Here is a 23,626-nt window from a genome sequence, read left to right as displayed (position 1 = left end):
GCCTCAGACGAGACAGCTCGGCCCCAGCAGCGCCTTGAGGTCACCGAAGAGCGACGGCGACGGGGTCACCCGCAGCGCGTCGGCCAGGCAGGTGGTGACCTGCTTGTCGGTGGTCACCAGCCGCAGGTGCACCGCCGTCTGGCCGCGGTGGAACTGCAGCACCCCGCGCAGCTTCTCGGCCACGGGCTCGGTCACGCGCTGCTCGGGCAGCGTGATGACCACCGGGCCGTCGGCGGCGACGGAGGTGTCGGGGAGGGTGAGGTCCTGGGCGTGCAGGGAGGGCACGTCGTCGCGGCGGGAGAGCCGGCCCTTGACCACCACGACGGCGTCGGGCGCCAGCAGGTGCGCGAACTGCTCGTAGCTGGAGGGGAAGAACAGCACCTCGACGGCGCCGCCGAGGTCCTCCACGGTGGCGATGGCCCACTGCTTGCCCTGCTTGGTCATCTTGCGCTGCAGGCCGGTGATGAGCCCGGCGATGGTGACCATCGAGCCGTCCTGGCGCGACTCGTCGGTGAGCAGCGCGGCCACCGAGCAGTCGGCGGCCGAGGTGAGCACGTGCTCCAGCCCGAACAGCGGGTGGTCGGAGACGTACAGCCCGAGCATCTCCCGCTCGCGGGCCAGCAGCTCCTTCTTGTCCCACTCGGGGATGTCGGGGATCGCCACGCTGAGCAGCGAGCCACCGCCCTCGCCGTCACCGCCGTCGGCGTCGCCCATGAGCCCGCCGAACAGGTCGTACTGGCCCTTGTCCTCCTGGCGCTTGAGCCCGACGACGGAGTCGACCGCGTCCTCGTGGACGGCGAGCAGGGCGCGCCGCTTGTCGCCGAGGGAGTCGAAGGCGCCGGCCTTGATGAGCGACTCGACAGTGCGCTTGTTGCAGACGACGGCGGGGACCTTGGCGAGGAAGTCGCCGAAGCTGGTGAAGGCGCCCTTCTCCTGGCGGGCCTTCTCGATCGCCTCGACGACGTTCTCGCCGACGTTGCGGATGGCCGCGAGGCCGAAGCGGATGTCGGGGCCGACGGCGGCGTACGTCGCGATCGACTCGTTGACGTCGGGCGGGAGCACGGTGAGGCCCATGCGGCGGCACTCGTTGAGGTAGAGCGCCGACTTGTCCTTGTCGTCGCGCACGGACGTGAGCACCGCGGCCATGTACTCGGCCGGGTAGTGCGCCTTGAGGTAGGCCGTCCAGTAGGAGACGACGCCGTACGCCGCGGAGTGCGCCTTGTTGAACGCGTAGTCGGAGAACGGGAGCAGCACGTCCCACAGGGCCTTGACCGCGGCCTCGGAGAAGCCGCGCTCGTGCATGCCGCCGGAGAACTTCTCGTACTGCTTGTCCAGCTCGGACTTCTTCTTCTTGCCCATCGCCCGCCGCAGCAGGTCCGCCTGGCCGAGGCTGAAGCCCGCCACGGTCTGGGCGATGGACATGACCTGCTCCTGGTACACGATCAGGCCGTACGTCGTGCCGAGGACCTCCGCGAGCGGCTCGGCCAGCTCGGGGTGCAGCGGCGTGATCTCCTGCTGGCCGTTCTTGCGCAGCGCGTAGTTGGTGTGGCTCCCCGCGCCCATGGGGCCCGGGCGGTACAGCGCGCCGACAGCGGAGATGTCCTCGAAGTTGTCGGGGCGCATGAGGCGCAGCAGCGAGCGCATCGGGCCGCCGTCGAACTGGAAGACGCCGAGGGTGTCGCCGCGCTGCAGCAGCTCGTAGGTGCCCGGGTCGTCGAGCTCGAGCTCCTCGAGGACGACCTTCTCGCCGCGGTTGCGCTCCACGAGCCGGACGGCGTCGTCCATGATCGTGAGGTTGCGCAGGCCGAGGAAGTCCATCTTGATCAGGCCGAGCGACTCGCAGCTCGGGTAGTCGAACTGCGTGATGACCTGCCCGTCCTGCTCGCGGCGCATGATCGGGATCAGGTCGAGCAGGGGGTCGCTCGACATGATGACGCCGGCGGCGTGCACGCCCCACTGGCGCTTCAGGCCCTCGAGCTGCTTGGCCGTCTCGACGACCTTCTGCACGTCGGCCTCGGCCTCGTACAGGGCGCGGAACTCGCCGCCCTCGGCGTAGCGGTTGTGGGTGGGCTCGAAGATCTGGGAGAGCGGGACGTCCTTGCCCATCACCGCGGCGGGCATCGCCTTGGTGATCCGGTCGCCCATGGCGAAGGGGTAGCCGAGCACGCGGGAGGCGTCCTTGACGGCCTGCTTGGCCTTGATCGTGCCGTAGGTGACGATCTGGGCGACGCGGTCCTCGCCGTACTTCTCGGTGACGTACTTGATGACCTCGCCGCGTCGGCGCTCGTCGAAGTCGATGTCGAAGTCGGGCATGGAGACGCGGTCGGGGTTGAGGAACCGCTCGAAGATCAGGCCGTGGCGCTGCGGGTCGAGGTCGGTGATCTCGAGGGCGTACGCGGCGATCGAGCCCGCGCCCGAGCCGCGGCCGGGCCCGACGCGGATGCCGTTGCGCTTGGACCAGCGGATGAAGTCGGCGACGACGAGGAAGTACCCCGAGAACCCCATCCCGGTGATGACGCCGATCTCGTACTCCGCGACCTTGCGGCTCTCCTCGGGGACGGCGCCCTTGAACCGCATCTGCAGCCCGCGCTCGACCTCCTTGACGAACCAGGAGTCCTCGCTCTCCCCCTCCGGCACGGGGTAGCGCGGCATGTAGGTGCCGATGCCCTCGGAGAACTCCACCGAGCAGCGCTCGGCGATGGCGAGGGTGTTGTCGCAGGCCTCGGGGAAGTCGCGCCACAGGTGGCGCATCTCGGCCGGGCTCTTGAGGTAGAACTCCTCGGCGTCGAACTTGAAGCGGTTCGGGTCGGCGAGGGTGGAGCCCGACTGCACGCACAGCAGCGCGGCGTGGCCCTCGTGGTGCTCGGGACGCGTGTAGTGCAGGTCGTTGGTGGCGACCAGCGGCAGGCCGAGGTCCTTCGCGAGGCGGATCAGGTCCTTCTGGATCCGGGTCTCGATCTCGAGCCCGTGGTCCATGAGCTCGCAGTAGAAGTTGCCCGCGCCGAAGATGTCGCGGAAGTCGGCCGCGGCGGCGACGGCGGCGTCGTACTGGCCGAGCCTGAGGCGGGTCTGCACCTCGCCGGAGGGGCAGCCGGTGGTGGCGATGATCCCCTGGCCGTACGTGGAGAGCAGCTCGCGGTCCATGCGGGGCTTGTAGAAGTGCCCCTCCAGGCTGGCGAGGCTCGCCATGCGGAAGAGGTTGTGCATGCCGGCGGTGTCCTGCGCCCACATCGTCATGTGGGTGTACGCGCCGGCGCCGGAGACGTCGTCGCGGCCGGCGCTCGGGTCTCCCCACTTCACGCGGGTGCGGTCACCGCGGGCCGTGCCGGGGGTGAGGTACGCCTCGAGGCCGATGACCGGGTTGACCCCGTGCTTGCGCCCGGCCTTCCAGAACTCGTACGCCCCGAAGATGTAGCCGTGGTCGGTGGTCGCGAGCGCCGGCATGCCCATCTCGGCGGCGGTGGCGAACAGCTCGTCGATCCTGGCCGCACCGTCGAGCATCGAGTACTCGGTGTGGTTGTGCAGGTGGACGAACGAGTCACCAGCGGGCATGGGTCGAGGACCTCCGTGGAGCGGGCGGAGCAGGTCGGGGAAGGCCCCTCACTGTAGGCGCCGGGGACGACGGCGGAGCCCTCTCCCGGCACCCCGTCCGGCGGGCCCCGCGGCGTGACGCCCGACGGGCAGAACCCCTCCGGCGGGGCCCGCGGCGGCAGCTCGCCCTGGTTCTGCCCGTCCGGCGTCACAGGCCCTGCGGTGGTGGTCACCGAGGGCCAGCGTCGGCCCGCGGACGCGGTCCACGACGACCAGTGCGTGGTGACCATGAACGGCGGCAACACCTGCGTCGCCGCGCTGGCCTCGTTCCGCCCCGCCTGACGGCGGCGGGTCAGCGGCCGAGCGTCCCCTCCAGCATGCAGAAGGGCCGCCGCCTGCCGCCTGAGCGGCAGCGCGAGCTCGTCAGGCATCCTCGGCGGGTCGCCCTCCGGCACCACAGCGGCCTCACCACACCGGGGTGGCCCGCGCCGCAGCCTCGTGGAGCGCAGTGACCGGCACCTCCACCGACGTCTCGGCGATCCCCCGGTCCGGCCACGCGCAGACGACCCGCATCGTCGGCAGGGGCGGGAGGGGCCACAGCCAGATCCCCCGCCGCCAGCTGTCGTACCAGACCTGGGTCCGGCCGACCCCGTCCAGCACCGGGTGCGAGGGGTTCCAGTCAGAGGGGTCGGCGTCCTCGGGACGCTCGTTCCAGGGGCTCTCGTCGAGCGTCGTCGCCCTGCTGCCGTCCGCGAGCTCGACGCCCCAGCGCAGCCCTCCGGCCCCGAGGAAGAGGTCGAGCTGGCCCCGCCCGTGGTGCAGGTCGAGCGCCGCGAACACCCGCCGCCGGGCCTCGCGGCCCCGCTCCCGCACGTGGACGGCCAGGTCGAGGACCACCCCGGAGGCGTAGGCCTCGGCCCCCTGGAGGCTCACCACCGTCGACTCCGACCGCCCGACCTCCACCCCGAGGTCCGCCACACCGGGCCGCACGCCGTGGGGCGGCCCGTACCAGTCGGCCGGCTGGAAGGGCGGCTCCTCCTCGTCGGGGTCGTCGGACGGCACGAACTCCGGGAAGGACGACGGCGGGGCCATGATCCAGCCTGGCACCGGCACAGCCGCGACGTCACTAGGGTCGCGGCCATGGGACGCCAGGTCTGGGTGACCACAGCCGTCGCGGGTCCGCCCGACCGCCTCTGGCACCTCACCCAGGACACGGCCCACCACCCCCGCTGGGACCTGCGCTTCAGCTCCATCACGCCCGACGGCACCGACGCCGACGGCCACCAGCGCTTCACCTACGCCCTGGCGCTGCCGCACCCCCGGCTGCCGCTGCTCACCGTCCGCGGCACCGGGACGAGCACCGCCGAGCGCCGGGGCGGCGACGGCGCCGGCACCTCCGCCCTCCGCTTCGCCGCCGGTGATTCCCCGGCCGACCGCCTCTCGCCGCTCTCCAGCGGTGCCGGGTACTGGCGCTACGCGCCCCAGCCCGACGGCCGCACCCGCTTCACCACCGGGTACGACTACCGCCCCGGATGGGGCCGCCTCGGCGCCGCGCTCGACCCGTGGCTGACCCGCCCGCTGGTCGGCTGGGCGACGGCGTGGAGCTTCGACAGGCTCCGCCTCTGGGCGGAGCACGGCCAGACCCCCGAGCGCAGCCGCGACCTGGCGCTGGCGTGGACGGCGGCCCGCTTCGCGCTCGGCCTCCTCGGTGCGGGGGCGCTGCGGCGCCGCCGGCCGCTGCTCTCGGTCGCGCTCGCCGCCGCAGCACTGGCTGCCCCCACCCCGGCGCCCGTCCCCAGCGCCTGGCGGTGTGGCCGCCGCCCCACCCGAGAAGGTGGCAGCAGGTGAGCGTGGTCCTGCACGCCCTCGGCGACGACGCCGCCCGCCTGCACCCGCAGCTGCGCCGCCGCTTCGGCGCGAGCACCGCCGCGGGCTACAGCTGCGTCGGGCGCGGGGTCATGGAGGACGTGTGGCACGGCCCGGCGTGGACGCTCCCGTTCCTGCACGTCGGCGCGTGGCGGAACATCCTCGTGCCCGACGCCGCCACGGACGTCCCGTTCACCGTCGAGAACTTCGCGTACACCGACTCCCTCGGCCGCGAGACGCTGACCGTGGTCCGCACGTTCGAGGTCGCGCCCGGGCGCCGCCGCCGCTTCGACGCGACGCTCGTCGACGGCTCCCACGACGGCCGCCCCGGCTCAGGGCGGGTGCTCGACTACCTCGGTACGCACCAGCACCTCGCCGTCGACCTGCGGCTCCGGGTCGACGACGGTGGCGCGCTGCGCCTCACCTCGGACGGCCAGCGCTTCTACGAGGGTCCCGTCGGCTTCCGCTTCCCGATGCTCGCCTCGGGCACCGCCGAGCTGCGGGAGGCCTACGACGACGACCGCGAGCGCTTCACCATCGACGTCCGGGTCACCAACCGGCGCTTCGGGCCGCTGGTCGGCTACCGCGGGTGGTTCACCTGCACCTACCCCGAGGTGGTCGGCGACGCGGTGCCGGCGTCGGTGAAGCCCCTGCGGGAGGAGCGCCGCCGCTGACGCCCGGTCCAGCGTCCCGCCCAGCATGCACAAGACCAGCCGAGACCCGTCGGAGGGCCGTTCGACGACCGTTGTGCGTGCTCGGCGGGACGCGGAACCAGGTGGCACCCGCCTCCGGCGGTCGGGCAGGGTCAGCGGCGTGACGCTCTCGATCGTCGCCCGCTGCGAGGAGACCGCCGGGACATGACGGGACGGCGACGCCCCGCTGGGAGGTGTCGATCTCGACGAGCGGATCGCGCACGACGGGATGACGATCACCCCATGAAGATCCTGCTGATCGTCCTGTGCTTCTTCTTCCCCTTCATCGCGGTGCTCATCAAGGACGGTCCGAGCTCCAAGGTGCTCATCGCCTTCCTGCTGCAGCTCCTCGGCCACATCCCCGGCGTGATCTACGGCCTGCTGGTCGTCACCCGCGACTGAGCCCCGTGTGCGGGTCCTGCGCAGGGGTCGTGGAGACCGCTCCGCAGGGCCCGCGGCGCCCCTAGCGTCCGACGTGTGATCCACATGAGGCACCGCGTCCTGCGCGCAGCTCTGCTGCTGGTCCCCGTCGCCGTCGTCGGCGGGCTGCTCGCCACGCACGACCTCGGCGTCGTCTCCGCCGCCCAGGCACCGGAGCTGGAGGGGCTCCGGCTCCCGCTCGACCTCGCTGCTGCCGGCGGCGGCGTGCTCGTCCTGGTCACCGCGGCGCTGGCCTGGCGCTGGTCGCACCTCACCACGGCGACCGACCGCCCCACACGAGCCGGGCTCCGCGCCCTGCGCCACGTGTGTGCGGCCGTCGCGGTCGTCGCCCTCTACCTGGCCGTCTGCACGGTGGGCATGAGCTCCGAGCTCGACCGGCGCGACCTCGGGATGCCCGGTGCCTGGCTGCTGGCGCTGCTGGCCGAGGCCGGCCTGGTGGTGGCGCTGGTTACGGCGGGCCGGGAGGCGCGGCAGGCCGGCACGGAGGTCCGGTACGACCTGCGCACCGGCCGGGTCGCGCAGCCGCGGTAGCCGCGGTCGGTGCGCGGAGCCCGCGTGCCAGAGTGGTCACCGTGAGCAGCGCTGTCCGCCAGGCCGACCGGTTGCGCACGGTGCGCTACGACATCCGCGGGCCGCTGCTGCGCCGCGCCCGCGAGATCGAGGCCTCGGGCCACGAGGTCGTGAAGCTCAACATCGGCAACCCCGCGGCCTGGGGCATGCACGCACCCGACGCCGTCGTGCAGGGGCTGGTCGAGCACATCCACGACGCCGAGGGCTACAGCGACGCCCGGGGCGTGCTCGCTGCGCGCGAGGCGGTGGCCGACTACTACACCGGCCGCGGCGTCCAGGGCCTCGGGCCCGACCACGTGATGCTGGGCAACGGCGTCTCCGAGCTCATCGTCATGACGCTGCAGGCGCTGCTCGACCCGGGCGACGAGGTGCTGGTCCCCGCCCCCGACTACCCGCTGTGGACGGGCGCCGTGCGCCTGTCCGGCGGCACCGCCGTGCACTACCGCTGCGACGAGGACGCCGACTGGCAGCCCGACGTCGCCGACGTGGCCGCGCGGGTCACCCCCGCCACCAAGGCGCTGGTGATCATCAACCCGAACAACCCCACGGGCGCGGTCTACTCCCGCGAGGTGCTGCTCGGGCTGCTCGAGGTGGCCCGCGAGCACGGCCTGCTGGTGCTGGCCGACGAGATCTACGACCACATCCTGTTCGACGGCGCCGTCCACGAGCACGCTGCGGCCCTCGCGCCCGACCTCGTGGTGCTCACGCTGTGCGGGTTGTCCAAGAACCACCGCGCAGCCGGCTTCCGCTCGGCGTGGATGGCCATCAGCGGCCCCCGCGAGCGCGCCGCCGACTACCTCGACGGCCTCGAGCTGCTGGCCAACATGCGCATGTGCCCCAACGTGCCGGCGCAGCACGCCGTGGCCGCCGCCCTGGCCGACCGCGCCAGCATCGACCCGCTGCTCGCGCCCGGCGGCCGGCTGCGCGAGCAGCGCGACCACGCGCTGCGCCGCCTGCGGGCCATCCCGGGCGTCTCGTGCGTGGAGCCCCGCGGGGCGCTGTACCTGTTCGCGAAGCTCGACCGCGACGTCATCGCCGTGGACGACGACGAGGCCCTCGTCATGGACCTGCTCAACGCCGAGCACCTGCTGCTCACGCACGGCACCGGCTTCAACCTGCCGACGCCGGACCACCTGCGCATGGTGTTCCTCGCGCCGGTGGAGGTGCTCGACGACGCCGCCGACCGCCTGGAGAGGTTCCTCGCCGGTCGGCGGCGCTGAGCAGCGGGGGGCGGTCAGTCGTCGGAGACGGTGACCGTCACCTCGATGTTGCCGCGGGTCGCGTTGGAGTAGGGGCAGACGGCGTGCGCGGCGTCGGCCAGCTCCTGCGCCCGGGCGGGGTCGAGCTCGGGGATGGTCACCTCGAGGTGCACGGCGAGGCCGTAGCCGCCGCCCTCGACGGGACCGAGGCTGACGCGGGCGCCGACGCTGCTCCCCTCCACGGACACCTTCCGCTGGCGCGCGGTGCCGAGCAGCGCGGAGTGGAAGCACGCCGCGTACCCGGCGGCGAAGAGCTGCTCGGGGTTGGTGCCCTCGCCAGAGCCGCCGGTCTCCTTCGGCGGGGCGAGCTGGACGTCGAGCACCCCGTCGCTGGTGCGCGCGCGGCCCGAGCGGCCGGAGCCGGTGCTCAGGGCCTCAGCGGTGTAGACGGTCTTCTCGAGCGGGGTGGTCACGGGCTCTCCTTGCTGGGCACGACGAAGTGCTCCCAGCATGAGCCGCCCTGGAGGGAGCCGCGCGGCCACCTGTCGGAGGAGCTGGCTGACCGCGGTCACCCCCGGCCGCTCCTCGGGCTGACCGCGGTCAGCCAGCGACCCGGCGTCCTGGGGCGCAGCCCCGCCAGGTGACCGCGGTCACCGGTACGACTGACCGCGGTCACCTGGCGCGGCGCGGCGCGCGGTGGAGCGCTGCCGGGCTCTCGGGCGTCGGGATGCCGCCCGTCGTGTCGCGTGCGACCGTTCCGGCATGCCGATCACCACCACGGGCTTCAGCCACGTCCGCCTCACCGTCCGCGACATCGCCGTCTCGCGCCGCTTCTACGACGCCGTCTTCGGCTGGGACGTGGCCTACGAGGTGCCCGCCGACGCCGACCAGGCCACCCGCGAGCAGCTCTGGTTCGTCTTCGACGGGGTCATCTACCAGGTGCCGGGCGGCCTGCTGGGCCTGCGCCCCGTGGCGCCGGGCGACGACGCCTTCGACGAGGACCGCGTGGGCCTGGACCACCTGTCGTTCTCGGTCGCCTCGAAGGCCGAGCTCGACGCCGCCACCGCCGTGCTCGACGCGGCGGGGGTCGAGCACGGCGGGGTCAAGGACGCCGGCGCCATGCACCTGCTGGAGTTCCGCGACCCCGACGGGATCGCGCTCGAGCTGGTGGCCATGAAGGGCTGAGCCCTCAGGCCTCCACGGTGACGTCGGTGAGGGGCCGCGAGCAGCAGATCAGCACCTTGCCCATCGCGATCTCGCGGGGACGGATGCCGCCCTGGTGCTGCATGTCCACCTCGCCGTCGACGAGCACGGTCTTGCAGGTGCCGCAGACGCCCTCGCTGCACGACGACGGCGGGGTGATCCCGGCGCGGAACGCCGCCTGCAGGATCGTCTCGTCGCGGCCGCAGCGGATGGTGCAGCCGCTGCGCGTGAACTGCACCGCGAAGCCCTCGGCCACCGCCTCGTCCGCGCCGGCTCCCCCGCTCGAGCCGGCCTCGGCGTCGGCGACCAGCTCGACCTCGCCGGCGTCGAGCTGCTCGCCCGCCGGCAGGCCGAGGCTCTCGAAGGAGAACGTCTCCTGGTGGTAGCGCGCCTCGGGGAGGCCGGCGGCCAGGAGGCCGGTGCGCATCGCGTCCATGTACGGCGCGGGGCCGCAGACGAAGACCTCGCGCTCGGCGACGTCAGGCACCGCGGCGGTGAGCGCGGCGCCGTCGAGCTGACCAGTGAGCCGGTCGCCCCCCTGGCCCCAGCCGGGCTCGCCACCGGCATCGGCGACCACGGGCACCACCCGCAGCCAGGGGTGGAGCGCCTCGAGGGCCTCCAGCTCCCTGCGGAAGATGATGTCCGCGGGCGTGCGGGCGCTGTGCACGAAGACGACGTCGGCGGTGCGGCCGAGGTCGACCAGGGTGCGCGTCATCGACATCAGCGGGGTGATGCCGCTGCCGGCCGAGAGGAACAGGTACTTCGCCGCCGGGTGGCGGCTGGTGCTGAAGACGCCCAGCGGCGGCTGCACGCGCAGCTCGGTGCCGGGTCGCACGGTGTCGTGCAGCCACGGGGAGACCACGCCGCCCGGCTTGCGCTTCACCGTGATGGACAGCGCGTGGGGCCGGGTGGGCGGCGAGGAGACGGTGTACGAGCGGAGGACCTCGGTGCCGTCGACGTCGAGCCGCAGGGTGATGAACTGCCCCGGCTCGAAGTGGAACAGGTGCTGCCCCGCCGAGGCGAAGGTGAAGGTCTTGACGTCGTGGGTGACGTCGACGACGTCCTGCACCACGAGCACCGACTCGTCCTCGGCGTCGCCCCAGCAGGCCAGGCCCACCGGGTGCGGCGGGTGGTGGGGGCGCAGCGCGGGGTCGGCCGCCGCGCTGACGGCGGTGTCCACGGCGGCGGTCACGCCGTGGCCTCGACGCCCAGGTGCTCGCGCAGGCGCGTCACGTACCAGTTCACGAAGCCCTCGACCTGGTCCTCGACCATCGAGTACGGCCCGGGCACGTAGCTCGGGTCGCCGCAGCCGATCTGGGTGTTGGTGACCAGCACGCGGTCCTGGTCGTTGGTGGCGTTCCAGACGGTGCACAGCGACTCGAGGTCGTAGTCCTTCCCCTCCTCCGCGTCCGGGTGCACCAGCCACGTGGTGCGCAGGACGCTGGTGCTGGGCGAGGTGGGCATCACCGAGAACACGACGGCGTGGTCGCCGAGGAAGTGGAACCAGCTGTTGGGCTGCATGTGCAGCGACAGGTCGCCGAAGGCGGCGTCCTTGACCTCGCCGATGAGCTTCGAGCACACGGCGGCGCCGCCCGCGGCGAAGGACCTGCCCTCGCCGTCCAGCGGCAGGTGGGTCAGCTGGAAGCCGACCTGGCGGGTGTCGAGCTCCATGTGGTCGACCAGGGGGGTGCCCTGCTCCCGGCGCTTCTCGGCCAGCGCGTCCGCGGCCTTCGTGTACCGGTCGTAGAGGGGCTTCAGGCGAGGGGTGATGTCCTCCTCGTCGTAGGCGAAGATCGGGAAGTAGGCGCTGGTGAGCTCCGGGTGCCCGTCGCAGTGGTAGCACTCGCGGTTGTTCTCCATGACCAGCTTCCAGTTGCCCGCCTCGGGCAGGTCCACCTGGCGGGCCACCTTGGCCCTGTCGAGCTGGTACGGCAGCAGGTGCGGCTCGACGAGCTTCGCGACCTCGTCGAAGTCGGCCGGGGCCTCGGGCGCCAGGCAGATGAAGACCAGGCCGGCGAGGTTGCGCACGTGGACCGTGCGCAGGGAGAAGCAAGTCTTGTCGAAGGTCGGGGGCTGCGACTCGGCGTGCAGCAGCGAGCCGTCGAGGGCGTAGGTCCAGCGGTGGTAGGGGCAGACGATGTTGCCGACGAAGCCCTTGTCCTCCAGCAGGCGCGAGCCGCGGTGGCGGCACACGTTGTGGAAGGCGGCGATCTGGTCGTCGTCGTCGCGGACGACGATCACGGACGCCTTCCCGATGTCGACGGTCACGAAGTCGCCGGCCTCGGGGATCTCGGCGGCAGCGGCCACGAAGATCCAGTTCTTGCTGAAGACGACCTCGACGTCGAGGTCGTAGACCTCCTGGCTCGTGTAGAAGCCGCCCTCGAGGCTGTACCCCTTCTTCCGGCGCGCCACCATCTCGGCGGCGGAGGCGCCCACCGACGGCGGGGAGACCTGCCCGGCCGGCGGCGCGGCGGGTGCTGAGGGGGTGGTCAGCTGAGCGGTCATCGGGGCGCTTCCCTTCGAGGTGGGGTGCCTGGGGCGGCGCTGTCGCGACGGCGTCGTCACGGGTTGTTCCACGATGCGGAACTGTTGCGCTCTGGGGTGGAGGAATCTTCTTCCCCGGGAGAGCGGGCGGTCAAGGGGGTGGGACGAGATCCGCGGCGACCACCCGGCGGGTCGCCCGTGGCGCGCCTACTGTTCCGCTGTGCGGAACGACGAGACCCGCGGCGCGGCCCGCGACACCACGGTGCAGTCCGTCGACAGGGCGGTCTCGCTGCTGCAGGCGCTGGCCGTGCACGGGCCGCGCGGCCTGAGCGCCCTCGCGGGAGAGGTCGGGGTGCACAAGGGCACCGCCTTCCGGCTCCTGGCCACCCTGGAGGCCCGGGGCCTGGTCCAGCAGGACGGCGACCGCGGGCGCTACCGGCTGGGCCCCTCCGCCGGGCAGCTGGCCGCCGGCGCGGCCCGCGCCCACGACGTCGCCGCGCTGTGCCGCCCGCTGTGCGCCGAGCTCGCCGAGCGGGTCGGCGACACCGTGAACCTCGTGGTCAGCGACGGCACCGAGATCACCACCGTCGACCAGGCCAGCGGCCCGGCCATCGTCGCCAGCGCCGACCACGTGGGCCGCCGCGGCCCGCTGCACGCCACGGCGGCGGGCAAGGTGTTCCTCGCCGCGTCGCCGGCGGGCGAGGTGGAGCGCCTCGCCGCGGCCGGCCTGGAGCGCTACACCCCGCACACGCTGGTCGACCTCGGGGCGCTGGCCGCCGACCTGGAGCTCACCCGCACCCGGGGCTGGGCCCTGGCCCAGGAGGAGCACGAGGCCGGCCTGGTGGTGCTGGGGGCACCGGTGCGCGGCGCCGACGGCGAGGTGGCGGCGGCGCTGACCGTGGGCGGCCCCACCTACCGCCTCACCCCCGAGGCGCTGCCCGCCCTGGCCGAGCAGCTGCTCGCCACCGCGGCCCGGGCGTCCTGGCGCCTGGGCGCGGTGAAGCCCGGCTGAGCGGGCGGCGGACCGCCGCGCCCAGCCGGGCCGCGCGGGTGCGTCAGTCGCGCCCGGCGCCGACGGGCTCGCCCGCGCGGCCGCCGCCGACCTCCGGCTCGGGGGCCGTGGGCGCCTGGGCCACCGAGGGCCCCGAGGGGGCTGCCTGCCCCGAGCGCCCGCCCGCCTGCCGCGTGGGCGGCACGGCGAGCATCTTGCCGGTGATGGCCGACATCGGGGCGGTGTCGCTGCGCAGGTCCTTCAGCAGGGCCCAGCACATGAGCACCATGACCACGAGGAACGGCGTGGCGGCGATGATCGTGAGGTTCTGCAGCGCCTGCAGGCCGCCCGCCCCGAGGAGCACGATCGCGACGACGCCGGTCAGGCCTCCCCAGGCGGCGGTGAGCCAGCGGCGCGGCTCGTCGTCGCCGTGGCTGGACAGCGACGCCATGACGATGCTGGCGGCGTCGGCGCCGGAGACGAAGAAGATCGCCACCAGCGCCACGACGAGCAGCGAGGTCAGCCCGGACCACGGGAACAGCGCGAGCAGGTTGAACATCTGGGCGGTCTGGTCGCTGTCGGCGAGGACGTCGAGGGCGCCGGTCAGCTGGGCGTTGATGGCGGTGCCGCCGAAGACCGAGAACCAGATCAGGCTGACCAGCGTCGGGATGAGCATCACGCCGACGACGAACTCGCGGATGGTGCGGCCGCGGGAGATCTTGGCGAGGAAGGCGCCCACGAAGGGCGTCCAGGACATCCACCAGGCCCAGTAGAAGATCGTCCAGCCGGACAGCCACTCCTGGCCGCCGAAGACGCCGGTGCGCAGGGACATGTGGGGCAGCGCCGCCAGGTAGTTGCCGGCCGCGTTGGGGGCCATGTCGAGGATGAAGACCGTCGGGCCCACCACGAACAGGAACAGCAGCAGCAGGCCGGCCAGCACCATGTTGGTGTTCGACAGGATCTTGACGCCCCGCTCGATGCCGGAGATGGCGCTGATCACGAAGCAGATGGTCAGGACGGCGATGATCGCGACCTGCACGCCGTTGTTGTTGGCGACCCCGAAGACGTGGGAGAGGCCGCCGTTCATCTGCGCGGCGCCGAGGCCGAGGCTGACGGCCGAGCCGAAGACGGTGGCGAAGATCGCGAGGACGTCGATCGCCTTGGCGGCGCCGCGGCCGCGGGGGCCGCGCAGCAGCGGGGCGAACGCCGCCGAGAAGCCGCCGGGGCGGCCCTTGCGGTAGCTGGAGTAGGCCAGCGCGAGGCCGACGACGGCGTAGATGGCCCACGGGTGCAGGCCCCAGTGGAAGAGCGTGTACTGCATGGCCTCGTCGGCGGCGGCCGGCGTGCCGGCGGTGACGTCGCCCTCCGGCGGGGTCATGAGGTGCGTGACGGGCTCGGTGACGCCGTAGAACATGAGGCCGATGCCCATGCCCGCGGAGAACATCATCGCGATCCACGAGGCGCGGCTGAACTGGGGGCGCTCGTCGTCGGCGCCGAGGCGGATGCGGCCCACGCGGCTGAAGGCGAGCACCAGCGCCAGGGCCACGAAGCCGCTGGCGCTGACGGCGAAGGCCCAGCCGAGGTTGGTGGTGATCCAGGCCAGCCAGTCGCCGGAGACCTGCTGCAGCTGGTCCGGGGCGGCGACGCCCCAGATGCACAGCGCGACCACGACGACGCCGGAGACGGCGAGGACGGGGAGGTCGAGCGGCCGCTTGCCCTCCCGCACGGGTGTTCCGAGCTCAGACGACATGGGGTGTCCTCTCGTGACGGCGGCCCTGCCGGAGTGGCGGGTGGGTCGTGACGGTAGGGCCGCTGCGGGCAGCACTGCCGCGCGTGACCCAGATGTAACACGATGACTGATGCATCAGTCCAGACCCTGGAGTGACCCAGGTCACTCCGCGCGGCGTGTCTGCACGGAGCGTCGTGCGGAGCGACTCTGCGTGGCACCCCCTCGGACCGCACCCTCCGCGCAGGGTGCGGTCCGAGGGGGGGTGGGGACCCCGCGGGGTCAGCGGAAGACGACGGTGCGGTGACCGTTGAGCAGCACGCGCTGCTGGCAGTGCCAGCGCACCGCGCGCGAGAGCGCCAGGGCCTCGGCGTCGCGGCCCACGGTCGCCAGGGAGGCCGGGTCGTGGGTGTGGTCGATCCGGATCACCTCCTGCTCGATGATCGGCCCCTCGTCGAGGTCCGGCGTCACGTAGTGCGCCGTGGCGCCCACCTGCTTCACGCCCCGGTCGAAGGCCTGGTGGTAGGGCCTGGCGCCCTTGAACCCCGGCAGGAAGGAGTGGTGGATGTTGATGGCCCGGCCGCGCAGCTCCCGGCAGGTCTCGTCGGAGAGCACCTGCATGTAGCGCGCGAGCACCACCAGCTCGGACTCGGTCTCCCCGACCAGCTCCAGCAGCCGCGCCTCGGCCTCCGCCTTGGTGGCGGCGGTGATCGGGACGTGGTGGAACGGCAGGCCGGCGGCCTCGGCCATGGGGCGAAGGTCCTCGTGGTTCGACACCACGGCCACCAGCTCGGCGCCGAGGGTGTCCGAGCGCCACCGGAAGATGAGGTCGTTGAGGCAGTGGCCCATCTTCGAGACCATCACCAGCACCCGCGGGCGCTCACCGCCGCTGAAGCGCACGTCCATGCCGTACTTCGCCGCGATGGGCGCGAAGGCCGCCTGGAGCTGCGCCACGTCGGTGGTGCCGCCGAGGCTGGTGAACGCCGTGCGCGAGAACAGCCGGCCCGAGAGCGCGTCGTCGAACTGCTGGTGCTCCACGATGTCGTGGCCCTGCTGGTACAGGAACGACGTCACCGCGTTGACGATGCCGGGCTGCTGCGGGCAGCTCAGCGACAGCACGGCGGGAGCCGCGGAGCCGGGGGCCGCCGGAGCGGCGGCGGGAGCGGGAGCGGTCGTGGTCATGGGGGTGCCTCCTCAGCACTCGACGATGTTGAGCGCGAGACCGCCGCGGGCGGTCTCCTTGTACTTGTCCTTCATGTCCGCGCCGGTCTCGCGCATCGTCTTGATGGCCTTGTCCAGCGGCACGTGGTGGGCGCCGTCGCCCCGCACGGCCATGCGGGCCGCGGTGATGGCCTTGACCGACCCGACGGCGTTGCGCTCGATGCAGGGGATCTGCACCAGCCCGCCGACGGGGTCGCAGGTGAGGCCGAGGTTGTGCTCGATGCCGATCTCGGCGGCGTTCTCGACCTGCTCGGGGCTGCCGCCCAGCACCTCGGCCAGACCGGCGGCGGCCATGGAGCACGCCGAGCCGACCTCGCCCTGGCAGCCGACCTCGGCGCCGGAGATCGAGGCGTTGAGCTTGAACAGCATCCCGATGGCCCCGGCGGTCAGCAGGAAGCGCACCACGCCGTCGTCGTCGGCGCCGTCCACGAAGCGCTCGTAGTAGTGCAGGACCGACGGGATGATCCCCGCCGCCCCGTTGGTGGGAGCGGTGACCACGCGGCCGCCGGCGGCGTTCTCCTCGTTGACCGCGAGGGCGTAGAGGGTCACCCACTCCATCGCGCGCAGCGGGTCGCGCTCGTCGGCGTCGGTCTCCAAGCGCTCCTTGAGCGCCGCGGCCCGGCGCCGCACCTTCAGCCCGCCCGGCAGCACACCGGTGGTCTTGGTGCCGTGGGCCACGCACTCCTGCATGACCGCCCAGATCTGCAGCAGGCCCTCGCGGACCTCCGCCTCGGTGCGCCACGACAGCTCGTTGGCGAGCATCACGTCGCTGACGCGCAGCCCGGTGCGCCGGGTGACCGCCAGCAGCTCCTCACCGGTGGCGAAGGGGTGGGCCACCGGCGTGGTGTCCGCGACGATGACGGGCCGCCCGGCCTCGTCCTCGTCGAGCACGAAGCCGCCGCCGACGGAGTAGTAGTGCCGCTCCGACAGCACCTCCCCCTCGACGTCGAGCGCCTGGAAGAGCATCCCGTTGGAGTGGTAGCTCAGCCGGCGGCGCCGGTGCAGCACCACGTCGTCGTCGACGGAGAAGCCGATGACCTTCCCCCCGGCGGAGGGGCCGCCGCCGAGGCCCAGCAGGCGCTCGCCGCGCGCACGGGCCACCAGGGGCGCGGCGGCCACCGGGTCGACCAGGTGGGGCTGCTCCCCCGACAGGCCCAGCACCACCGCGCCCACGCTGCCGTGGCCGTGGCCGGTGGCCCCGAGCGAGCCGAACAGCTCGCAGCGCACCCGGACGGTGCGCTGGAGCAGGTCGGCCGCGCGCAGGGACTCCACGAAGGTCCAGGCGGCCTTCATCGGGCCGACCGTGTGCGAGCTCGAGGGCCCGATGCCGACCTTGAACAGGTCGAAGACCGACAGGTTCATCGGCGGATGCGCGCCATCTCGGGGTCGACGAGGGGCTCGGCGGCCACGGTCGCCGCGACGCGGCGCCCGAAGTACTCGATCTCGACGCTGCTGCCCACAGCCGCCGCCGAGGCGGGCAGCCAGGCGTAGGCGATCGGACGGCCCACCGTGTGGCCGAAGGCCGCGCTGGTGACGTACCCGACGGGCTCCCCGTCGACCAGCACCGGCTCGTGGCCGAGCACCACGGACTCGCCGTCGTCGACGGTCAGGCAGGCCAGGCGCCGCGCAGCCGTCTCCTCGCTGCGGCCCGCGATGGCCTCGCTGCCGGTGAAGGTGCCCGTCGCCGAGCGCACCGCGAAGCCGAGGCCGGCCTCGTACGGGTCGTGCTCGGTGGTCATGTCCGAGCCCCAGGAGCGGTAGCCCTTCTCCAGCCGGAGGCTGTTGAAGGCGGCGCGGCCCGCGGCGATGACGCCGAGGTCCTGGCCGGCGGCGAAGAGGGCGTCCCACAGGCGCTGGCCGTTGTCGGCCGTCGTGTAGATCTCCCAGCCGAGCTCGCCCACGTACGACAGGCGCATCGCGGTCACCGGCACGCCGGCGATGCGGGCCCTGGTGGCGCGGAAGTACTTCAGGCCCTCGTTGCTGAAGTCGTCGGTCGAGAGGCGCTCCACGAGCGTGCGGGCGTCCGGCCCCCACAGCCCGATGCAGCAGGTCTCGCCCGTGGTGTCGCGCACCTGCACCTGGTCGGCCAGGCCGAACCGGCGGGCCTCGGACAGCAGCAGGGCCACGTCCTGGTTGCCGTTCGCGCCGACCTGGAAGGTCTGCTCCCCCAGGCGCGCCACGGTGACGTCGCTGCGGATGCCGCCGGCCTCGTCGAGCCACAGCGCGTAGGTGACCGAGCCGACGGACTTGCCCATCTTGGCCGTGGTCATGCGCTCGAGGAGCTCCAGCGCGCCGGGCCCGGAGACCTCGATGCGCTTGAGCGCCGTCATGTCGTACATCGCGACGGCCGTGCGGGTCCTCCACGCCTCGGCGGCGGCGACCGGTGAGTGGAACTTCGCCGCCCACGCCTCGCGCGCCGGCGGCGTCCACTCGGCGGGCAGCTGGTCGACCAGCGCGGCGTTGGCCTCGTACCAGTGCGGCCGCTCCCAGCCGCCGGCCTCGAGGAAGACCGCGCCCAGCTCGACCTGGCGGGCGTGGAAGGGGCTGACGCGCAGGTCGCGCGGCGACTCCTTCGGCTGCAGCGGGTGCAGGACGTCGTAGATCTCCCGGAAGTTCTGCTGCGAGGTCTCGGAGACGTAGGCCCCGTCGAGCTGGACCTCCTCGAAGCGGTGCACGTCGAGGCCGTGCAGGTCGTACTCGCTGTGCCCGTCGACCAGCAGCTGCGCCACGGCCTTCGCCACGCCCGCCGAGTGCGTCACCCAGACCGCCTCGGCCACCCAGAAGCCGGCGACCTCCTTGCTCTCCCCCACCAGCGAGCCGCCGTCGGGGGTGAAGGAGAAGACGCCGTTGAAGCCCTCCTCGACCTTGGCGTCGGCCAGGGCCGGCAGGAGCTTCTGCGCGTCCTCGAACGCGGGGGCGAAGTCCTCCTCGGTGAAGGGGAGCATCGACGGCATCGACCGGGCCGAGACGTCCTCGGAGGAGTCCAGGGAGTCCAGGCGCACCGGCATCGGGCGGTGGGCGTAGGAGCCGATGCCGATCCGGTCGTGGTGCTCGCGGAAGTACAGGTCGGCGTCCTGGTGGCGCAGGATCGGCAGGCCCGCCTCGGAGCGCTCGGTGTTGCGGCCCACGAGCTCGCGCACCTGGCCGGTCTTGGCGTACTGGTGCGCGAGCGGCAGCAGCGGCACGGACATGCCGACCATCGCGCCGACCTCCGGGCCCCAGAACCCCGCGCAGGACACGACGACGTCGGCGGGCACCACGCCGTCCGCCGTCGTCACGCCGGTGACGCGGCCGCCGCGCTGCTCCACGCCGAGCACCCGGGTGCTGCCGCGGAACTGCGCGCCGCGCTCCGTGGCGCGGGCCATGAGGGCGATGACGGCGCGGTGGGCCTTGGCGAGGCCGTCGCTGGGCACGTGCAGGCCGCCGAGCACCTGCTCGGGTCGACCAGCGGGTGCAGCGCGGCGCACTCGGCGGGGCTGAGGACGCGCGCGTCGGGGATGCCCCAGGAGCGGGTCCAGCCGCGGCGGCGCTCCAGCTCGGCGAGGCGCTCGGGGTGGTGGCCACCTCCAGGCCGCCGACCTGGTTGAAGCACCAGGCGCCGTCGACGTCGATGCTCTTCAGCTTCTCCACCGTGTACGCCGCGAGCTGCGCCATGGTCTTGGAGGAGTTGGTCTGGAACACCAGGCCGGGGGCGTGCGACGTCGAGCCGCCGGCCAGCGGCAGCGGCCCCTGGTCCAGCACGGTGACGTCCGTCCACCCGCGCTCGGTGAGCTCGTCGGCGAGGTTCGCGCCGACGATGCCGGCGCCGATGATCACCACGGACGGTGACTGCGTCGTCATGTGCTGCTCCTGGGGTCTTCGCTGGTCTGCGGGGGGTCTGGTCGGTGGGGCGGCGCCGGCGCCCTCAGGCGCGGCGGGCCCGGTGCTCGGTGGCCGCGTCGACGAGCCAGTCGGCGAGGTAGCGGGCGAAGGACGAGCGCACCAGCAGCTCGTAGCGCTGGCCGTCGTCGCTCAGCGCCAGCAGCACCACGCCGGCCTGCGCGAGCAGGGTCTGCGCGGCGCGCCCGGCGGGGAAGACCGACGGGTGGGTGTCGACGGCGCAGCCGGCCGCGAGCAGGTCGCGCGCCAGCGGCCCCGACAGCTCCAGGACGACGCGCTGCGCGGAGACGTCGACGGCCGCGCCGCCCGCGGGGGCCAGGGCCTCGCGCAGCCGGGGCTCGAGGTCCCACGGGGTGGTGGTCGGGTCGAGCACCAGCCACTCGTCGGGCCCGAGCCAGACGACCCGACCACCGCCCGGCGTCGCCACCCAGGTGCCGGGGCGCGCGGGGAGCGCCACCCCGAGCACGCGGGCCGCGGCGTCGGCGGCCGGGCCGGGCAGCTCGGCGCGCACCTGGACCGCGGTGGTCAGCGGCCGGGCCACGACCGCACCGGCGGTCTGCTCGGTGAGGTCGGGGCGCACGTCGAGCGGGTGGGTGCGAGGCAGCGGGACGGTGCTGCTGGGGGCGGCGTCAGCCATCGCGGCGCGCTCCTTCGGGGTCGACCAGGACGGGGCCGGTCACCTCGACGGCGACCAGGCGCCCCTTGACGGGGACGTGCACGAGCTGGCCGGCGCGGGCCCGCCCGCCCTTGAGCAGCGCGAGCGCGAACGGGCGCTCGAGGTGGGCGCTGCGGTAGCTGGAGGTGACGTGGCCGAGCATCGGCACCGGCGGGGGCGGCAGCTCACCGCTCTCGCCCAGCTCGACCACCTGAGAGCCCTCGGGCAGCACGGTGGCGCGGTCGACCGGCAGCAGCCCCACGAGGTGCTTGCGGTCCTCGCGCTGGTTGTCGGCGCGGGCGAAGGAGCGCTTGCCCACGAAGTCGGGCTTCTTCTTGGACACCACCCAGGCCATGCCGAGGTCCTGCGGGGTGACGGTGCCGTCGGTGTCCTGCCCGATGATCGGGTAGCCCTTCTCGGCGCGCAGCACGTGCATGGTCTCGGTGCCGTAGGGCGTGATGCCGTAGGGGCGGCCGGCCTCGACCAGGCGCTCCCACACGGCGACGGCGTGCCAGGAGCTGACGTGGACCTCCCAGGCGAGCTCGCCGGAGAAGCTGATCCGGGCCAGGCGCACGGGGGCGCCGTCGAGGACGGTGTCCTGCCAGGTCATGAAGCCGAAGGCGTCGTTGCTCACGTCGACGTCGCCGAAGACCGCGCCGATGACGTCGCGCGAGCGCGGCCCGACGACGGGGAAGGCCGACCACTGCTCGGTGACCGAGACCAGGTGCACCCGCAGCTCGGGCCACTCGGTCTGGTGCCACTCCTCCATCCAGTCGAGGACCTTGGCGGCGCCGCCGGTGGTGGTCATGACCATGAAGCGGTCCTCGGCCACGCGCAGCACGGTGCCGTCGTCGATGACCATGCCGTCGGCGCCGCACATGACGCCGTAGCGCACCTTGCCGACGGCGAGGCTGCTCATGAGGTTCGTGTAGAGCCTGTCCAGCAGCTCGCCCGCGTCCGGGCCCTGCACGTCGATCTTGCCGAGGGTCGAGCCGTCGAGGATCCCCACGGAGGTCCGGGCCGCGGCGCACTCGCGCAGCACCGCGGTCTCCACGTCCTCCCCCGCCAGCGGGTAGTACCGCGGGCGCTTCCACTGGCCGACGTCCTCCCACACGGCACCGGCCTGGACGTGCCAGTCGTGCAGGGCGGTGGTGCGGACCGGGTCGAACAGCTGGCCGCGGTCGCGGCCAGCGAGGGTCGCGAACGCCACCGGCGTGTAGGGGGGCCGGAAGGTGGTGGTGCCGACGTCGTCGGGACCGCCGCCGAGCAGCTCGGCGATGATCCCCGAGGTCACCACGCCGGAGGTCTTGCCCTGGTCGTGCGCGGTGCCGATGGTCGTGTACCGCTTGACGTGCTCGGGCGAGCGCAGGCCGGCGCCGAGGGCGCGCTGCACGTCGGCCACGGTCGCGTCGCGCTGGAGGTCGACGAACTGCCGCGAGGTGTCGCCGTCGACGTCCGGCACGGTCCACACCAGGTCGGGCGCGGTGGCCGGGGGCGCCGGGGGCGTCGAGGGGACGGGCACCGGCACGACGTCCAGGCCCAGCTCGACCAGCGCGGTGGCCGCTGCGGCGCCGCCCTGGCGCAGGCAGGTGGCGAGGTCCTGGGCACCGGCGGCGGCCCCCGCGACGAGCAGGTCGTCGAGGCGGCCGGTGGGCAGGAACGCCCCCAGGGAGGTGTCGAAGGCGAGCCTGCCGCGGGCCTGGCTGTAGAGGTGGACGGCGGGGTTCCACCCCCCGCTGACCAGCAGGAGGTCGCAGGCGACGTCGTCGACGGCTCCCCCGTCGCGCGCGGCCACGCGGGCGTGGGTGACGCGCTCGGTGCCGCGGGTCCCGACGACGGCGCTGCCGGCGCGGACCTCGATGCCGCGGCCGGCGCACTCGGCGCCCAGTGGGCGGGCGCCTCGGGTCGGGTGTCGACCACGGCGGCGACCTCGACGCCGGCGTCGGCCAGCTCGACGGCCGCGCGGTAGGCGCTGTCGTTGGTGGTGAGGACGACGGCGCGGCTGCCGGCCAGCACGCCGTAGCGGTGCAGGAAGGTGCGGGCGCTGCCGGCGAGCATCGTGCCGGGCCGGTCGTTGTCGGTGAAGACGACGGGGCGCTCGTGGGCGCCGGTGGCCACCACCGTGCGGCGCGCGCGGACGCGCCAGACCCGCTGGCGCGAGACCTCGCGGGGGGCCGCGCCGCCGAGGTGGTCGGTGCGGCGCTCGACGGCGAGCGCGAACCCGTCGTCGTAGACGCCGAAGACGGTGGTGCGCTGCAGGTGCACCACCTCGGGGGCGGCGGCCAGCTCGGCGACGGCGTCGCCCACCCACTCGAGGGCGGGGCGGCCGTCGACGAGGTCGGTGGTGCCCAGCAGGGAGCCACCGGCCTCGGACTGCTCGTCGACCAGCGCCACCCGGGCGCCGGAGCGGGCCGCGGTCAGCGCCGCCTGCAGGCCGGTGGGTCCCGCGCCGACCACGAGCACGTCGACGTGGAGGTGGCGGGAGTCGTAGCGGGCGGAGTCGCGATGTCGGCCAGGCGGCCCTGGCCGGGGACGCCCTGGGCCACCAGGCCGTCGAAGACCTCGGTGGTGGTGGCCAGCTGCATCGGGTCCGGGAAGGGCTCCTCGACCTGGACCAGGCTGCTCGGGTCCTCGGCCCAGGCGGCGCCGATGCCGCGGGGGCGGCCCAGCTTGATGCTGGTGGTCACCTGGTGCACGCCGTGGGCGAGCAGCGCGGAGGCGAGGGTGTCGCCGCGCAGGCCCTCGAGCACCTCGCCGCCGAAGGTGAACGACACCGGCGCCGACCGGTCGACGCGGCCGCCGCTGGCGGTGCGGAAGGGGGCGCTCACGAGCTGGCTCCTGCCTTCTGGTGGTGGGTCTGGTGCTGGGTCTGGTCGCTGCCGTCGAGCACGGGGCGGGGGTCCCCGGGGCGGTACACCGCCAGGAACCGGTAGCTCACGGTGTCGCGCAGGGCGTTGAACCACTTGCGGCAGCCGGCGCTGTGCGACCAGCGCTCGGCGAAGACGCCGCGGGTGTTGTCGCGGAAGAACACGTAGTGCGCCCACTCCTCGTCGGACAGGGCGGCGGGCTCGGCGGGGTAGGGCACGTGGGCCTGGCCGCCGTAGTGGAACTCGACCTCCTCGCGGGGGCCGCACCACGGGCACCGGATCATCTGCACGTCGGGTCTCC

Annotated in this window: 19 protein-coding genes and 2 pseudogenes; 8 read left to right on the top strand and 13 right to left on the bottom strand. The window is 73.5% G+C overall.

The annotated features are described in order from the left end of the window. Nucleotides 1-3: 3 nt before the first annotated feature. Complete coding sequence (gene dnaE, locus F1641_RS03640; RefSeq protein WP_194903048.1) at nt 4-3,552, bottom strand: DNA polymerase III subunit alpha; 3,549 nt, start codon at nt 3,550-3,552, stop codon at nt 4-6. A gap of 114 nt (nt 3,553-3,666) precedes the next feature. Between dnaE and F1641_RS03635 the strand changes: the two genes are divergently transcribed. Continuing rightward, entirely contained in the window at nt 3,667-3,873 is a 207-nt protein-coding gene (locus tag F1641_RS03635; protein ID WP_194903047.1) for a hypothetical protein, read from the top strand. Nucleotides 3,874-3,996: 123 nt separating this feature from the next. On the opposite strand, the gene F1641_RS03630 is transcribed toward F1641_RS03635, so the two are convergent. Further along, nucleotides 3,997-4,623 carry a hypothetical protein gene (locus F1641_RS03630; RefSeq protein ID WP_194903046.1) on the bottom strand — a complete coding sequence of 209 codons (627 nt, stop codon included), beginning with the start codon at nt 4,621-4,623 and terminating at the stop codon, nt 3,997-3,999. A gap of 48 nt (nt 4,624-4,671) precedes the next feature. Between F1641_RS03630 and F1641_RS20875 the strand changes: the two genes are divergently transcribed. The 5 genes from F1641_RS20875 to F1641_RS03610 all read left to right on the top strand — a co-directional run bounded on the left by F1641_RS20875 (nt 4,672) and on the right by F1641_RS03610 (nt 8,320). Continuing rightward, nucleotides 4,672-5,379 carry a hypothetical protein gene (locus tag F1641_RS20875; RefSeq protein WP_255513847.1) on the top strand — a complete coding sequence of 236 codons (708 nt, stop codon included), beginning with the start codon at nt 4,672-4,674 and terminating at the stop codon, nt 5,377-5,379. Beyond that, complete coding sequence (locus F1641_RS03625) at nt 5,376-6,071, top strand: DUF4166 domain-containing protein (RefSeq protein WP_309225360.1); 696 nt, start codon at nt 5,376-5,378, stop codon at nt 6,069-6,071. Before F1641_RS20875 ends, F1641_RS03625 begins: the two co-directional genes overlap by 4 nt. A gap of 261 nt (nt 6,072-6,332) precedes the next feature. Further along, the gene (locus tag F1641_RS03620; protein ID WP_194903044.1) at nt 6,333-6,491 is read left to right on the top strand and encodes a YqaE/Pmp3 family membrane protein; all 159 of its coding nucleotides are present in this window, start codon (nt 6,333-6,335) and stop codon (nt 6,489-6,491) included. A gap of 84 nt (nt 6,492-6,575) precedes the next feature. Continuing rightward, nucleotides 6,576-7,061, top strand: a complete 486-nt coding sequence (locus F1641_RS03615; RefSeq protein WP_194903043.1) for a hypothetical protein — start codon at nt 6,576-6,578, stop codon at nt 7,059-7,061. A gap of 41 nt (nt 7,062-7,102) precedes the next feature. After that, nucleotides 7,103-8,320: a pyridoxal phosphate-dependent aminotransferase gene (locus tag F1641_RS03610; RefSeq protein ID WP_194903042.1), complete on the top strand. Its 1,218-nt coding sequence runs from the start codon at nt 7,103-7,105 to the stop codon at nt 8,318-8,320. A gap of 14 nt (nt 8,321-8,334) precedes the next feature. Here F1641_RS03610 and F1641_RS03605 read toward each other — a convergent pair whose 3' ends face one another. Next, nucleotides 8,335-8,772, bottom strand: coding sequence for an organic hydroperoxide resistance protein (locus F1641_RS03605; RefSeq protein ID WP_309225359.1), 438 nt, complete (start codon nt 8,770-8,772; stop codon nt 8,335-8,337). 289 nt (nt 8,773-9,061) lie between these two features. On the opposite strand from F1641_RS03605, the gene F1641_RS03600 reads away from it, so the two are divergent. Continuing rightward, nucleotides 9,062-9,484: a VOC family protein gene (locus tag F1641_RS03600; RefSeq protein ID WP_194903041.1), complete on the top strand. Its 423-nt coding sequence runs from the start codon at nt 9,062-9,064 to the stop codon at nt 9,482-9,484. Between the two features lie 4 nt (nt 9,485-9,488). On the opposite strand, the gene F1641_RS03595 is transcribed toward F1641_RS03600, so the two are convergent. Together F1641_RS03595 and F1641_RS03590 are read right to left on the bottom strand one after the other, a co-directional pair. Beyond that, complete coding sequence (locus F1641_RS03595; protein WP_206690426.1) at nt 9,489-10,694, bottom strand: hybrid-cluster NAD(P)-dependent oxidoreductase; 1,206 nt, start codon at nt 10,692-10,694, stop codon at nt 9,489-9,491. Continuing rightward, nucleotides 10,691-12,007, bottom strand: coding sequence for an aromatic ring-hydroxylating dioxygenase subunit alpha (locus F1641_RS03590; RefSeq protein ID WP_194903040.1), 1,317 nt, complete (start codon nt 12,005-12,007; stop codon nt 10,691-10,693). The genes F1641_RS03595 and F1641_RS03590 overlap by 4 nt, the downstream gene beginning before the upstream one ends. A 199-nt stretch (nt 12,008-12,206) precedes the next feature. Here F1641_RS03590 and F1641_RS03585 point away from each other — a divergent pair, with 199 nt between their 5' ends. Then, entirely contained in the window at nt 12,207-12,998 is a 792-nt protein-coding gene (locus tag F1641_RS03585; RefSeq protein WP_206690425.1) for an IclR family transcriptional regulator, read from the top strand. A 43-nt stretch (nt 12,999-13,041) separates the two neighbouring features. Here F1641_RS03585 and F1641_RS03580 read toward each other — a convergent pair whose 3' ends face one another. The 8 genes and pseudogenes from F1641_RS03580 to F1641_RS03550 form a co-directional block, all read right to left on the bottom strand. After that, nucleotides 13,042-14,727, bottom strand: coding sequence for a BCCT family transporter (locus F1641_RS03580; protein ID WP_194903038.1), 1,686 nt, complete (start codon nt 14,725-14,727; stop codon nt 13,042-13,044). Between the two features lie 258 nt (nt 14,728-14,985). Next, entirely contained in the window at nt 14,986-15,885 is a 900-nt protein-coding gene (purU, locus tag F1641_RS03575; RefSeq protein ID WP_194903037.1) for a formyltetrahydrofolate deformylase, read from the bottom strand. Nucleotides 15,886-15,897: 12 nt separating this feature from the next. Continuing rightward, nucleotides 15,898-17,286 carry an L-serine ammonia-lyase gene (locus tag F1641_RS03570; protein ID WP_194903036.1) on the bottom strand — a complete coding sequence of 463 codons (1,389 nt, stop codon included), beginning with the start codon at nt 17,284-17,286 and terminating at the stop codon, nt 15,898-15,900. Next, nucleotides 17,283-19,764 (bottom strand): annotated as a pseudogene (locus tag F1641_RS03565) (FAD-dependent oxidoreductase). Before F1641_RS03565 ends, F1641_RS03570 begins: the two are co-directional and overlap by 4 nt. A 64-nt stretch (nt 19,765-19,828) precedes the next feature. Continuing rightward, on the bottom strand, nt 19,829-20,440 hold the full coding sequence (locus F1641_RS03560) for a sarcosine oxidase subunit gamma (protein WP_194903035.1): 612 nt from the start codon (nt 20,438-20,440) through the stop codon (nt 19,829-19,831). Beyond that, nucleotides 20,433-22,879, bottom strand: a pseudogene (locus F1641_RS19610) (glycine cleavage T C-terminal barrel domain-containing protein); the annotation flags it as partial. The pseudogene F1641_RS19610 and the gene F1641_RS03560, both read right to left, overlap by 8 nt. After that, a complete protein-coding gene (locus F1641_RS19605; protein WP_206690423.1) occupies nt 22,876-23,286 on the bottom strand; it encodes a (2Fe-2S)-binding protein in 411 nt (136 codons plus the stop codon). The gene F1641_RS19605 and the pseudogene F1641_RS19610, both read right to left, overlap by 4 nt. Then, a complete protein-coding gene (locus F1641_RS03550; protein ID WP_194903034.1) occupies nt 23,283-23,615 on the bottom strand; it encodes a sarcosine oxidase subunit delta in 333 nt (110 codons plus the stop codon). Before F1641_RS03550 ends, F1641_RS19605 begins: the two co-directional genes overlap by 4 nt. Nucleotides 23,616-23,626: the final 11 nt, after the last annotated feature.

Source organism: Quadrisphaera sp. INWT6 (assembly GCF_015390235.1).
Classification (GTDB): domain Bacteria; phylum Actinomycetota; class Actinomycetes; order Actinomycetales; family Quadrisphaeraceae; genus Quadrisphaera.
Note: the sequence above shows the minus strand (reverse complement) of the source record. Positions and strands in the feature narration are given on the sequence as shown.